At 61.1% G+C, this 12,918-nt stretch carries 13 protein-coding genes and 1 pseudogene; 5 read left to right on the top strand and 9 right to left on the bottom strand.

Annotated features, from left to right (window positions below; translation table 11 throughout):
• Window positions 1–146 precede the first annotated feature (146 nt).
• Together ATY79_RS24225 and ATY79_RS24230 are read left to right on the top strand one after the other, a co-directional pair.
• Window positions 147–2,087, top strand: coding sequence for a methyl-accepting chemotaxis protein (locus tag ATY79_RS24225; protein ID WP_088705103.1), 1,941 nt, complete (start codon window positions 147–149; stop codon window positions 2,085–2,087).
• 208 nt (window positions 2,088–2,295) lie between these two features.
• Entirely contained in the window at window positions 2,296–2,694 is a 399-nt protein-coding gene (locus ATY79_RS24230; protein WP_088694556.1) for a VOC family protein, read from the top strand.
• On the opposite strand, the pseudogene ATY79_RS24235 reads toward ATY79_RS24230, so the two are convergent.
• The 5 genes and pseudogenes from ATY79_RS24235 to ATY79_RS24255 all read right to left on the bottom strand — a co-directional run.
• Window positions 2,691–3,026 (bottom strand): annotated as a pseudogene (locus tag ATY79_RS24235) (integrase core domain-containing protein); the annotation flags it as partial. The gene ATY79_RS24230 and the pseudogene ATY79_RS24235 sit on opposite strands and share 4 nt — an antisense overlap.
• A 156-nt stretch (window positions 3,027–3,182) precedes the next feature.
• Entirely contained in the window at window positions 3,183–5,105 is a 1,923-nt protein-coding gene (gene dxs, locus ATY79_RS24240) for a 1-deoxy-D-xylulose-5-phosphate synthase (protein WP_088694555.1), read from the bottom strand.
• A 106-nt stretch (window positions 5,106–5,211) separates the two neighbouring features.
• Complete coding sequence (locus ATY79_RS24245; RefSeq protein ID WP_088705104.1) at window positions 5,212–6,135, bottom strand: pirin family protein; 924 nt, start codon at window positions 6,133–6,135, stop codon at window positions 5,212–5,214.
• 121 nt (window positions 6,136–6,256) lie between these two features.
• The gene (locus tag ATY79_RS24250) at window positions 6,257–6,508 is read right to left on the bottom strand and encodes an exodeoxyribonuclease VII small subunit (RefSeq protein ID WP_025582353.1); all 252 of its coding nucleotides are present in this window, start codon (window positions 6,506–6,508) and stop codon (window positions 6,257–6,259) included.
• 2 nt (window positions 6,509–6,510) lie between these two features.
• Complete coding sequence (locus ATY79_RS24255; protein WP_088705105.1) at window positions 6,511–7,446, bottom strand: histone deacetylase family protein; 936 nt, start codon at window positions 7,444–7,446, stop codon at window positions 6,511–6,513.
• Window positions 7,447–7,607: 161 nt separating this feature from the next.
• On the opposite strand from ATY79_RS24255, the gene ATY79_RS24260 reads away from it, so the two are divergent.
• Window positions 7,608–8,003, top strand: coding sequence for a hotdog domain-containing protein (locus ATY79_RS24260; RefSeq protein ID WP_088705106.1), 396 nt, complete (start codon window positions 7,608–7,610; stop codon window positions 8,001–8,003).
• Here the strand turns inward: ATY79_RS24260 and ATY79_RS24265 are convergent.
• The 3 genes from ATY79_RS24265 to ATY79_RS24275 are packed head-to-tail and all read right to left on the bottom strand — an operon-like array spanning window position 8,000 to window position 9,869.
• Window positions 8,000–8,563 carry a biotin transporter BioY gene (locus ATY79_RS24265; RefSeq protein ID WP_088705107.1) on the bottom strand — a complete coding sequence of 188 codons (564 nt, stop codon included), beginning with the start codon at window positions 8,561–8,563 and terminating at the stop codon, window positions 8,000–8,002. The two genes, ATY79_RS24260 and ATY79_RS24265, sit on opposite strands and share 4 nt — an antisense overlap.
• A 23-nt stretch (window positions 8,564–8,586) precedes the next feature.
• On the bottom strand, window positions 8,587–9,195 hold the full coding sequence (locus tag ATY79_RS24270) for a CbiQ family ECF transporter T component (RefSeq protein WP_088705108.1): 609 nt from the start codon (window positions 9,193–9,195) through the stop codon (window positions 8,587–8,589).
• Window positions 9,192–9,869, bottom strand: a complete 678-nt coding sequence (locus ATY79_RS24275; protein ID WP_088705109.1) for an ABC transporter ATP-binding protein — start codon at window positions 9,867–9,869, stop codon at window positions 9,192–9,194. Before ATY79_RS24275 ends, ATY79_RS24270 begins: the two co-directional genes overlap by 4 nt.
• A 149-nt stretch (window positions 9,870–10,018) precedes the next feature.
• Here ATY79_RS24275 and ATY79_RS24280 point away from each other — a divergent pair, with 149 nt between their 5' ends.
• Together ATY79_RS24280 and ATY79_RS24285 are read left to right on the top strand one after the other, a co-directional pair.
• Window positions 10,019–11,215, top strand: coding sequence for a winged helix-turn-helix domain-containing protein (locus ATY79_RS24280; protein ID WP_088705110.1), 1,197 nt, complete (start codon window positions 10,019–10,021; stop codon window positions 11,213–11,215).
• A gap of 20 nt (window positions 11,216–11,235) precedes the next feature.
• The gene (locus ATY79_RS24285) at window positions 11,236–11,805 is read left to right on the top strand and encodes a hypothetical protein (RefSeq protein ID WP_088705111.1); all 570 of its coding nucleotides are present in this window, start codon (window positions 11,236–11,238) and stop codon (window positions 11,803–11,805) included.
• A 7-nt stretch (window positions 11,806–11,812) separates the two neighbouring features.
• Here the strand turns inward: ATY79_RS24285 and ribB are convergent, their stop codons facing one another.
• Window positions 11,813–12,916, bottom strand: a complete 1,104-nt coding sequence (gene ribB / locus ATY79_RS24290) for a 3,4-dihydroxy-2-butanone-4-phosphate synthase (protein ID WP_088694546.1) — start codon at window positions 12,914–12,916, stop codon at window positions 11,813–11,815.
• Between the last annotated feature and the right edge of the window lie 2 nt (window positions 12,917–12,918).

A 12,918-nucleotide genomic window follows, 5' to 3' on the forward strand; every position in this document is an offset into this window, starting at 1 on the left:
GGTGGATTGCGGCGGCTCGTGAAGCTGCCTCCCGCCATGATGGCTTCCTCCCAATTTGCCGATCATGTTCCCATCCGCCGAATTTTTCGGGCATGCCTTGGCGTGCCGTTTCCCCATGGCCGCAGGCCGTCAGGAGAGATTGACTGATGTTTGCTAGAAACATGTCCTTGAATGGTAAGCTCGCCGCGACATTCGCAGTGCTGATCCTTATCTTTCTGTCCGTTTCCGCCTTTGTCTACTCGAAAGCAGGCGCCGTTGCGGCCGCTTCCGAGCAGCAGAAGAAATCCGAGCGTCTGGTCAACCAGATCGATGACGCGCTGCAGGCCATGCTCGAACAGGCGGTAAACCTGCGCGGCTTCCTGCTTTTCCGCAGCGACAGCACCTATGGCGACATCTTTGCCAACCGCGAGCGCATGCTGAAGGCGATCGCTGCGGCACGCGAAACGGCGGCCGGCAAGAGCGATTTCATCCAGCAGATCGACGGCATGCAGAAGGCGGCCGATCTCTATTTCCATGAGCTTGCCGAGCCGCAATCCAAGGCTCGCAAGGAAACCGACATGCCGGTCGACCAGGTCGTCAAGATCGGTGTCAACGAAACCAAGGGCCAGCTCGACGGTTTCCGTCAGGCATCGGCCAAGATCAAGGCTGCTGCCCGCGAAGAATCGGACGCCCTTGCCGCCATTCAGGCCGACGCCAGCAGCGATCTCAGCACTACGCTGCTTGTCGGCGGTGTCGCCGCTGGCCTTGCTGCCGTCCTGCTTGCCTGGATGCTGTCGCGCAGCATCGTCCGGCCGATCGTTGGCATGACCTCGGCGATGGGACGCCTTGCGGGCGGCGAGAACAATATCGACGTTCCGGCCCTGGACCGGCAGGACGAAGTCGGCCGCATGGCTCAATCGGTTCTGGTCTTCAAGAATGCGGCCATCGAGAAGCTTCGCCTCTCCGGCGAAACGGATCGCATGCGCAGCGATGCCGAGCGTCAGCGCCAGGTGAGCGACGAACAGAAGGCGCGTGAGGAAGCGGAACTTCGCTTCGCGATCGAAGGCCTTGCCGGCGGTCTGTCGGATCTCGCCAACGGCAATGTCGCCGTTCGCATCACGACGCCGTTCGCATCGCAATTCGATCGCCTGCGCAACGACTTCAACAACGCCGTCGAGAAGCTGCAGGGCGCTCTTCAGTCGGTCGGCCGCAATGCATCCGCGATCAATGCCGGCGCCGGTGAAATCCGCTCGGCTGCCGACGACCTTGCTCGCCGCACCGAACAGCAGGCTGCGGCCGTCGAGGAAACCGCGGCAGCGCTCGAAGAGGTCACCACGACCGTTCGCGACTCCGCCAAGCGCGCCGAGGATGTCGGTCAGCTCGTTGAGCGCACGCGTCTCGGCGCCGAAAAGTCCGGCGACGTCGTCCGCAAGGCCGTCTCTGCGATGCAGGAAATCGAGAAATCGTCCGGTGAGATCAGCAACATCATCGGTGTGATCGACGACATCGCCTTCCAGACCAACCTATTGGCGCTAAACGCAGGTGTCGAAGCGGCACGTGCGGGTGAAGCGGGCAAGGGTTTTGCTGTCGTAGCGCAGGAAGTCCGCGAACTGGCTCAGCGCTCCGCGAACGCCGCCAAGGAGATCAAGGCGCTGATCAACACGTCGGGCACGCAGGTCAATGCCGGCGTCTCGCTCGTCGACGAAACCGGCAAGGCGCTTGCAGAGATTGTCGTCGCTGTCCAGGAGATCAACAAGCACGTCGGCGCGATTGTCACCGCAACGCGCGAGCAGTCGATTGGCCTGCAGGAGATCAACACGGCCGTCAACAACATGGATCAGGGCACGCAGCAGAATGCGGCCATGGTCGAAGAGCAGACGGCGGCCAGCCACTCACTCGCGCAACAGGCAGCAGCTCTGGACGATCTGCTCGGTCAGTTCAATCTCGGCCATGCCCATGCTGACGCGCCGAGGGCGGCCGTCGCCAGCCCCGCGTCACGCCCCGTCGCTTCGCCGGCCCGCGCGCTGACCCGCACGGTGGCCAAGGCCTTCGGTGGCGGCAGGGCTGCAACGGCTGCTGCCGTTCAGGAGGACTGGACGGAATTCTGAGCTGAAAGGCACGTGACCATAAAAGAAAAGCCCCGTTTTTCGGTCGGCCACTTACTTAAATGTGAAAATCTGTACCTATGAGAAACGAGAAACGCTCGCAGCAAGCCGCTGCGAGCGGTTTCGTTTTCCGAAGATATTTCCTATGTTTAAGCAGAAGCTTGTTCTAGGGTGTGACGGAGAATCATAGGAAATAGGAGATTGTGAACGCATGCTTCATCATATCTCTTTTGGCGTCTCAAACATCGAACGCTCGGCGGCGTTCTATGACGCCGCTCTTGCTCCCCTCGGTTTTACTCGTGTTTGGGAGGATCTGAGGCCCGGAGAAGCTGATCAGGCTGTCGGCTACGGAATTGCTGGTGGCGGCGATAAGTTTGCGATCAAATTATGCCCAGAGGGCCAGCGCGCCCCGGGTCCCGGCTTTCATCTAGCCTTCGTCTCCACGAGTAGACGAGCGGTCGCCAACTTTCATGAGGCGGCCATCGCACACGGAGGCATTGATAACGGGTCGCCTGGTCTTCGTGCTCACTACGGACCACATTACTTCGCGGCCTTCGTGGTCGACCCAGATGGTCACCATATTGAAGCCGTTTTCAATTCTCCCGACTAGGTGTGTGGTCCCGGAATGAGATGGTGCGGGTTAATTTTGAAGATTGACGGCTCCTTTGTCCAGGCGTCGCAGATTGCCTGATAGGGCGTTCGCCATCGCAGCGCCTTGAGGTGTTTGGCGAAGTTGTAGGCCGTGACGAAGGCTAGGACATGGGCCTTGAGACTTTTCAGGTCGTTATAGTGGTAGACCTTGACGGTGGCGTCCTTGATTGTTCGGTTCATTCGCTCGGCCTGGCCGTTCGTCCAGGGATGGTAGGGCTTGGTCAGCCGATGCTCGATGCCGTTGGCGATGCAGACACGGTCGAAGATGTGTGGGCCTAGGAAGCGGCGGCTGGGGCCGGGTGCTTTCTTGCGACGCTTGGAGTTCGGCTCGTAGACGCGGCGTCGTGCGGGCGCTGCCGTGAAGAATACTTCCCATAATGCATCCTCTTCCTGACGACTCAGGATCAATGATGCACCATCACACTCGGGGACTACACAGACGCCGGACTAGCCAGCGGCGCCGACACCGAAGGCTGCCGGGCGTCCAAGCACCCGGAAGACGGTCGAGACGATCCCGGCGCGGTCGAGACCGGCATGGGCGTTCATCACCTCAGGCTTTGCCTGTTCCATCCACAGGTCGGGCATGACAAGCGAGCGGATCTTCAGGCCGTTGTCGAGGAGACCGTCCATCGCCAGGAACTGCATGACCTGGCTGCCGAAGCCGCCGATTGCGCCTTCCTCGACAGTGATCAGAATCTCGTGGTGGCGGGCGAGCTGGCGGATCAGATCGTGATCCAGCGGTTTGGCAAAGCGCGCATCGGCAACCGTCGTTGAAAGGCCGGCCGCATCCAGGTCCTCGGCCGCAAGCAGACAGTCGGCCAGGCGGGTCCCGAAGGAGAGCAGTGCCACCTTCGCGCCTTCCTTGACAATGCGGCCCTTGCCGATCTTCAGAATCTCGCCGCGCACCGGCATCTCGATGCCGACGCCTTCGCCACGCGGATAGCGGAACGAGATCGGACCGGCGTCATAGGCCGCCGCCGTTCGCACCATGTGTTTCAGTTCGGCCTCATCGGCCGCTGCCATGACCACGAAGCCCGGCAGGGTCGCCAGGAACGTCGTATCGAACGAGCCGGCATGGGTCGGTCCGTCGGCGCCGACGAAGCCGGCGCGATCGATCGGGAAGCGAACCGGCAGGCCCTGGATCGCGACGTCGTGCACCACCTGGTCGTAGGCGCGCTGCAGGAAGGTTGAGTAAAGCGCGGCAAACGGCTTGAAACCTTCGGCAGCGAGACCGGCCGCAAACGTCACCGCATGCTGCTCGGCGATGCCGACATCGAAACAGCGGGCCGGGAAGACGCTTGCGAGCTTGTCGAGGCCGGTCCCGTTCGGCATGGCGGCGGTGATACCGACGATCTTGTCATCGAGCTCGGCTTCCTGCACCAGGGCTTCGGCGAATACGCTCGTGTAGCTCGGTGCGTTCGGCTTCACCTTCGCCTGCGCGCCGGTGATGACGTCGAACTTGTTGACGCCGTGATACTTGTCGGCCGCTGCTTCGGCTGGCGCATAGCCCTTGCCCTTCTGCGTCACGACATGGATCAGCACCGGGCCGTTCGCATTGTCCCGGACATTGCGCAGCACGGGCAGCAGGTGTTCGAAGGAGTGACCGTCGATCGGGCCGATGTGGTAAAAACCCATCTCCTCGAACATGGTCCCGCCGGTCACGTAGCCCCGCGCATGCTCGACGGCGCGGGTGATGGCGCGGTCGACGTTCTTGCCGAGATAGGCCGTCAGCTTCTTGCCGAAATCGCGGAAGCCCATGTAGGTGCGCCCGGACGCGAGGCGCGCAAGATAGGCGCTCATCGCGCCGGTCGGCGGCGCAATCGACATGTCGTTGTCGTTGAGGATGACGATCAGCCGGGCGTCGAGTGCGCCGGCATTGTTGAGCGCCTCATAAGCCATGCCGGCCGACATCGCGCCGTCGCCGATCACGGCGATCACGCGGCGGTCGGTCTTGTCGAGATCGGAGGCCACCGCCATGCCGAGGCCAGCGGAAATCGACGTCGAGGAGTGAGCGGCGCCGAAGGGGTCGTATTCGCTTTCGGCGCGACGCGTGAAGCCGGAAAGGCCGTCCTCCTGGCGCAGTGTGCGGATACGGTCGCGACGACCGGTGAGGATCTTGTGCGGGTAGCACTGATGCCCGACATCGAAGATCAGTCGGTCGTCAGGCGTGTTGAACACGTTGTGGATGGCGATCGTCAATTCCACGACGCCGAGGCCGGCGCCCAGATGCCCGCCGGTCTTGGATACCGCATCGATCATCTCGTCGCGGACCTCGCGCGCAAGCTGCGGCAGGTCGCGATCCTCCAGCTTTCGGAGGTCGGCTGGATAGGCAACCTTGTCCAGCAGCGGCGTCTTCGGCGGTTGTGTCACGGGCGGGCACTCTTTCTTGTCTTTCTTGGGCAGGATGCCTTTAAGCCATAAATTGCGGTGAAAAAAGTCGATTTCAAGAACGGCTGAAACTCCTCTCTAAAGGAGATCAGCCTTCCGGCAAAGGTATGAATTCTTCTTCGTCCCCCGGAACAATGTCAAATTTGCCCGTTCGCCACTCTTCCTTTGCCTTTTCGATGCGCTCTTTCGAGGAGGAAACGAAGTTCCACCAGATGTAGCGTTTCGAGTTCAGCGCCGCTCCGCCGAACAGCATCAGATGACAGCCCTCTCTGCCGGCTTCGAGCGTGATCTGGTCGCCGGGGCGGAAGACCAGCAGCTGATCGGCGGCAAATCTGTCGCCGGATATCACGACTTCGCCTGATAGCACGTAGGCCGCCCGCTCTTCATGTCCCGCGGCGAAGGGGAACTTCACACCGGGTTCCAGACTGATATCGGCATAGAGCGTATCCGAAAACACCTTCACCGGCGAGGACATTCCCTCAAACGATCCGATGACGACGCGCCCGCGCACCCCGCGTTCGTCGATGACTGGCATGTCGCTCTTTTCGGTATGCACAAAAGAGGGATCGATCTCCTCCTTGTCGTCGGGCAGCGCCAGCCAGGTCTGCAGGCCCGACATCAACAGCGGGTGTCCACGCAGATTATCAGGCGTGCGCTCGGAATGGACGATGCCGCGTCCAGCCGTCATCAGGTTGATGTCGCCGGGGCGAATGACCTTCTCGGTGCCGAGGCTGTCGAGGTGCCGGATCTCGCCGTCGAAGAGGTAGGTCACCGTCGAAAGCCCGATATGCGGGTGCGGCCGCACGTCGAGCGCCTCGTTCGGCTTCAGGATCGCCGGCCCCATGCGGTCGAAGAAGATGAACGGTCCGACGAGCCGCCGCTCCCGGGTCGGTAGCGCGCGCCGCACCTGGAAGCCACCGAGATCGCTGGTGCGCGGTATGATGAGATTTTCGATCGCGTCGCAGCTGAAAGCGTCGCCGGGCAGGGGGTCTTTACCGGGGAAGAAGGACATCGCAGATCTCCGATGAGCACTGGTTCTACGCTAGCCCGATTGATGATGGCGGACTAGGAAAACTTATCGCCCGAACGGCGACGCTCTGTTCAGGATGATGACGATTTCGCTGGAGGTTTGCTTATGCGCCGTCCAGCGGCTCGACGCCCTGGGGTTTGCCTGATCGGTCGAGGCGGATCTTCTCGATGCGGTTTTCGGCGGCCGAAAGCAGTGTTTCGCAATGCTTCTTCAGCGCTTCGCCGCGCTCGTAGATCTCGATCGATTCGTCCAGCGCCACGTCCCCGCGTTCGAGGCGGGCCACGATGCTTTCGAGTTCGGCGACGGCCTTCTCGAAGGAAAGACCGGAAACCTCCGGCTTGGCGCTGTCAGTCATACTCAACCCTTCATCATTCTGAGAATATGCAGGCCAGCCGACTCGGCGAGGCCTTCGAGATCATAGCCGCCTTCCAGCAGGCTGACGACCCGGTTTGCGGCACTTTTGTCGGCCACCTCGAGCAATCGCCCGGTCGCCCAGTCGAAATCCTCGCCGACCAGATTAATCTGCGCCAGCGGATCGCGGTGATGCGCATCGAAACCGGCGGAGATGATGATCAGGTCCGGGCGGAAGTCGAAGAGTGCCGGCAACACCCGCGATTTGAACGCCTCACGGAACTGATCGCTGCCGACATTCGGCGATAAGGGCGCGTTGACGATGGTACCGTGCTTGCCGCTCTCCTCTTTCGCGCCGGTCCCGGGGTAAAGCGGCATCTGGTGCGTTGAGCAGAAGAGCACGGAAGGATCGTCCCAGAAAATATCCTGGGTGCCATTGCCGTGGTGCACGTCCCAGTCGACGATTGCCACGCGCTCCGCGCCATGCACCTTCTGCGCATGGCGGGCGGCAATGGCGGCATTGTTGAAGAAGCAGAACCCCATCGCCGTTGTTTTTTCGGCATGGTGGCCGGGCGGCCGGGCCGCAACGAAGACGTTGTCCGCCTTGCCGGTGAAGACGTCATCGACAGCGGCCATCGCGCCGCCGATCCCTGTCAGCGCCGCTTCGAAGCTCTTTCTGCTGGCATAGGTATCGGCGTCGAGCTGATTGATCTCGCCATCCTCTTCCGGCACCTGGTGCAGCACCGAAAGCAGGTGCTCCTCGGGATGCGCAAGCAGCACGGCTTCTTCGGCGGCCTGCGGAGCGCGCTTGCGATCAAGCCCCGCAAAGTTCGGATGCTCCAGCGCCACGTTGATCGCCCGCAGGCGGTCGGACCGCTCGGGATGGCCGGCGGGCGTTACGTGTTCCAGGAAAATCGGGTGCTCGTAAAGGCGGGTGCTCATGGGATCACTCTATCTTTCCCTCCCGTCATGATCCACAGCAGATGGGGCTCGATGCGCCGATTTCAACAAGCGCGCGCGTTGCTCCTCGCACCGGTCCTCCCGTTTACTTCGGTCGGCCTCGCGGCTAGTCTGAGGGGAGGGGGAAATTGGTAGAAAGATCAATGAACGAGGTCACGCGCACCGTTGAGATGAATGTGCCGTTCCGCGATGTCGACATGAACGGCCAGGTATTTTTGGGCTCCTATATTTCCTATGCCGAGTCCGTGCTGGCGACCTTCTGGTCGTCGAGGCCACGGTTGCAGGACGAACCGCTTTACATCGCCAGCAAGGTGACCTGCATTCTCCATCGGCCGCTGCGTTACGATGAGCGGGTCGTGTTCACTGCGTCGGTGGACAAGATCGGTGTGCGTTCGGTTGGCTTCATCATTGCAGCCGACATTGGCGATGAGCGCTCTGCCGAGGTCGAGATCATCTGGCAGGCGCGCTCACGCGAAGATCGTTCGCCAGTCCCGCTTCCCGAAGTCACGCGCGACTGGCTTTATGGTTTCGTCGATTAGCTGCGCACCGGCAGCAAGGGATAGCCGACCATGACGGCACGGCCGACAAGCGCTGCAACGAGCGCCTTGATGACGTCACCGGGGATAAACGCCATTGAGCCAAGGAAGGCCTTGGAGAGGCCAAGCTGGGCGGCGAACGCCAGATAGACGATGCCGCAGGCATAGAGAACGACGATGCCACCGATCATCGCAGCAAGGAAGAAGCCGACCGTCTGTACCAGCGCCGATTGCTCTGACTTGACCAGCCGCTCGCTGAGATAACCGGTGACGAAAGCCGCCAATACCCAGCCGATCAGAAAGCCGGTGGTCGGTGCGGCGAAGGCTGCCAGCCCGCCACGACCGCCGGAAAGCACGGGAAGGCCGATTGCAACAAGCACGAGGACGATGAGGACGGCAATCGTACTGCGGCGCGCGCCGAGCACGACACCCGCCATCATCACGCCGAGCGACTGCGCCGTGATCGGCACCGGAATGAAGCCGAGCGTGATCGGCGGCAGAATGCCGAGCGCGACGATGATGGCCGCGAAGAGGGCGGAGAGAACGAGGTCGCGAGTGCTCATGCAGGGCTCCTGTTAGCGAGTTCTCAATTGAGATGCCGCCGAACGCCGCGCGCGTCAATTGCCGCCGCAATGTTATCCGCATCCCTCAGCGTCAGAATGACCAGCGGCACGAGCACGGTCGTTGGTCGTACCTTGATGCCACGAGCCGCGTGCGCCTCGCGGATGGCACTGTAACGATCGAGGATTTCGGGTGCAAAACGGACGACGAGCCCGACAGCAAGGCCGACATCGTTGGCCCGGAGAAGTCCGAGGCGCTCCAGCGGTCGTGCCAGAAGTGTAATCTCATCAATGAATTGCGCAATTGTGGTCGTTGCTGTCACGGCGGCAGCAAACAGCATCAATGCGGTCAGGCGCAGCAGGGCGACGATTGCGACATGCCAGGGATTGAAGGCCAGACTGAACAACGCCACAATGACGATCGTCAGGAAGACCGGCTTCAGCCGCGCAAGCGCGGATCGTCCCGGAAGGCCGATGCTGAAGTAGATCGCGGCCGTGGCGACCACCGCCAAGGCAAGCAGCAGGAGATTCGTCGAAAGGAAGAGCACGACGCCGAGGGCGGCAAGCGCAAGCAGCTTGGCGCGAGCCGAAACCCGATGCATGGCGCTGTTGCCTTCGACGAAAAGCGACTTCATCTGCTGGCGATCTCCCTGTAGCAACGGATCGCTTCTCCAGCAGGCGCGTCGGCAACGAGATTGCCCTCATGGAAAACCAGCACCCGCTCGTAGTCGGCGACCAACTCCAGATCGTGGCTGATGACGATCGCGTTCTCGGGAAGGCTTTCCACCAGCCTCTGCACGAGACCGCGGTTCTTGAGGTCCAGTTGGTTGGTCGGCTCGTCCAAAATGAGAATGTCTGGACCGGTGACCAGCACGGAACACAGGGCGGCAAGTTGGAGTTCTCCGCCCGAAAGCTCGTGCGCCCGGCGCTCAGCTAGATGGGCGGCGCTGAAACGCTGCAGGACCGCCTCCACCTTAGCCTCCATTTCCGCCGGCTTGTAGCCGCGGCTCTTCAGCCCGAAGGCGATGTCATCACGCACGATGGGCAGAATGATCTGGTTTTGCGGGGACTGGAAGATGAAGCCGACATCGGTGAGAACGGCCTTGACGTCGGCCGTATCGCGGCCGTTGACGATCACGCGTCCGACACTCGGCTTGGTCAGGCCGTTGATGAGGCGCGCAAAGGTCGTCTTGCCCGAGCCGTTGAGGCCGATGATGCCGATGCGCTTTTCGTTGAGTTGCAGCGTCACGGGCGCCAGCGCGACACGTGCACCATAGCTGACCCCTGCGCCTTCGAAACGGATATCCACCTGGTTCCTCGTGAATTGAGAGGCCGTTCTATAACGAATTTCGCACTTTGAAAGCTCAAAATCTCGCAATGAATGTTGGTTGCTCCTTCCTGACTGGTCCCCTCAAACTTATCGGGTGGCTAGGAACATTTTCCGGCCTATGATGCGCTATGACGAATCTCGTTTCGAATTCCGATGCCCGCCGCATATTCCTCGCCAAGCAGGGCCTGAGCGCGCCGCCGAACAAGGCGCTGACGAAAGCCGGCCTGCTGGAGCTTATCCACGAACTCGGTTTCGTGCAGGTGGACAGCATCCAGACGGTGGAGCGGGCGCATCACCAGATCCTGTTTTCCCGCAACCAGACCTACAAGCGCGAGCACCTGACGGCACTGCTGGAGAAAGAGGGCTCGCTCTTCGAGCACTGGACGCATGACGCCTCCATCCTGCCGAGCGCATTCTTCAAATATTGGAAGCACAAGTTCCGTCACGAGGAAGAAGCCATCATCGAGCGCTGGCGCAAATGGCGCGGCGAGGGCTTCGAGCATGCCTTCGATGAAACCTATGAGCGGGTCGTCCGCGACGGCGCGATCATGGCGCGTGAGATCAAGGCGGATGGGCATGTTTCCGGCGGCTGGTGGAACTGGCACCCGAACAAGACGGCGCTGGAGTATTTCTGGCATACAGGTAAGTTCGCGATTGCCGGCCGCTCAAATTTCCAGAAGATCTATGATCTGGTCGAGCGCGTCATCCCGGCGGAATATCGCGAGCCTCAGGTCAGCCGTGAGGAGTTTGTCGACTGGGCCTGCCGCAGTGCGCTGACGCGGTTGGGCTTTGCCACGCATGGCGAGATTGCCGCTTTCTGGGATCTGCTGTCGCCCGATGAAGCGAAAACCTGGGTCAACGCGCATCGCGACGAGTTGACCGAGGTGCTGATCGAGCCGGCGCTTGGTGGCAAGTCGCGCCCATCCTGGGCCTTCCCGGATCTGCTCACGAGCCTTCAGGACTATCCCGAGGCGCCCCCGCGCGTGCGTGTGCTCAGCCCCTTCGATCCGATGATCCGCGACCGTAATCGCACTGAACGCCTCTTCGGCTTCTTTTATCGCATTGAAGTATTCGTGCCAGAGCCGAAGCGCGAATACGGCTACTACGTTTTCCCGCTTCTGGAAGGTGACAAGCTGATCGGCCGCATCGACATGAAGGCAGATCGCAAAGGCGGAACGCTGGACGTCAAGCGGCTATGGTTGGAGCCGGGCGTAAAGGCTGCGGTCGGGCGACTGGAAAGGCTGCATGCCGAACTGGAGCGCGTGGCAAAGTTTGCGGGACTGGAGAAGGTCGTGCTGCTGGATGCGTGGTACACGAAGAGCTAGATGAAAGGCTGGACACAGCGATGCTCGCTTCCGTCAAGGTTCGCCGTATTCTTCGATTTCTTTCAGTGGTCGTCGCGCTGGCCGGATGCGCTGCGGCCTACGTCGCATATCTCAAGAGCCACATCACCTCGATCAGCCCCGACGGTATTGTTTCTCTGGGAAACTATCGGATGCTGCGCGATCCGCATTACGATATCGCACTTGGGTTACTGCGCGCCCTCGAAAGATGGCCGGATGCTGAAAGCTGTGCGCAGCAGGACTCCTTCGAGATCGATTGGAGCCGTTTCCGTACGGAGCGGGATGCGCAAATCTGTCTATTCCGGATGCTGGATACTTTGGGAGGTCCGGAGCAAGGGGCCGCTTGGCTGAGCGCGCAGCATCTGAAGTACAACGATAACACGCGCATTCTACCAAACGGTTCCGATCGCACGCTCAGCTTTGGATGCACTGAACATACCGAGAGCTGTAGCAGCCTTATAGCGCAGTGGCGGCGCTGGTATTACATTCTGCAGCCTTATGCGTACGACTTCTCGATAACCTATCGCAACGATCGTCTTGTCAATATTGAGATCTTTGCCAATACTATCTAGCTGAATCTCAGCAAATCTCCGTAGTGGTGATTTTGATCCCGAAGCCCTCGAGGCCGACGTAGTGACGCTCGCGGCTGGTGAGCAGCTTGATGGAGCTGACGCCGAGGTCCTTGAGGATTTGCGCACCGAGACCGATCTCCAGCCATTCGCTTTCGCGGCTCTTGGCTTCGGCGTGGGATTCGCGGCCCTGGCTGCGCGTCTTGCGCCCGTTGTCGTAATGGCCGACGCCGACGGAACCTTCGCGGAGATAGACGATGATACCGCGGCCTTCCTCGGCGATCTTCTGCATGTAGTGATCGACCGGGCTGCGCTTGCCGAAGAGGTCCTCCGCGACATTTTCAGGGTGCAGGCGGACTGGAATATCGATGCCGTCGCGAATGTCGCCAAAGACGACGGCGAGGTGCTGCATCGGATCCCAGGGGAGCGAGTAGGTATGGGCCTTGGCCTTGCCGAAAGGCGTTTCGATGTCGAAGCTGGCGCCGAGTTCGATCAAGGTTTCCTTGCGCTGGCGATAGGCAATGAGATCGGCGACCGAGACGAGCTTCAGCCCGTGTTTTGCTGCGAAGTCGACCACCTGCGGGCCACGCGTGACGGTGCCGTCGTCATTGACAAGCTCGCAGATCACGCCGACCGGCGGCAGCCCGGCAAGCTTGCAGAGATCAACCGCGGCTTCCGTATGGCCGGAGCGCATCAGCACGCCGCCCTCGCGAGCGACGAGCGGGAAGATGTGGCCGGGACGGACGAAATCTGCCGGGCCGACATTGGGGTTCGCCAGATTGCGGACCGTCAGCGTGCGGTCGTCGGCGGAAATGCCCGTCGTCGTGCCATGCTTGAAATCGACCGAAACGGTGAAGGCGGTCGTATGGGCCGAATCGTTTTCGGCAACCATCGCATTCAGGTTGAGCCGGCGGGCCTCCTCCTTTGGCATCGGCGTGCAGACGATGCCGGAGGTGTGACGCACGATAAAAGCCATCTTCTCCGCGGTGCAGTGAACAGCCGCAACGATCAGGTCGCCTTCGTTCTCGCGGTCGTCGTCATCCATCACTACGACGATTTCGCCGGCCTCGAAGGCTCGAATGGCATCGACGACGCGCTTTTGATCATAAGGCATGT

Source organism: Rhizobium sp. R693, assembly GCF_002211315.1.
Taxonomy (GTDB): Bacteria; Pseudomonadota; Alphaproteobacteria; order Rhizobiales; family Rhizobiaceae; genus Rhizobium.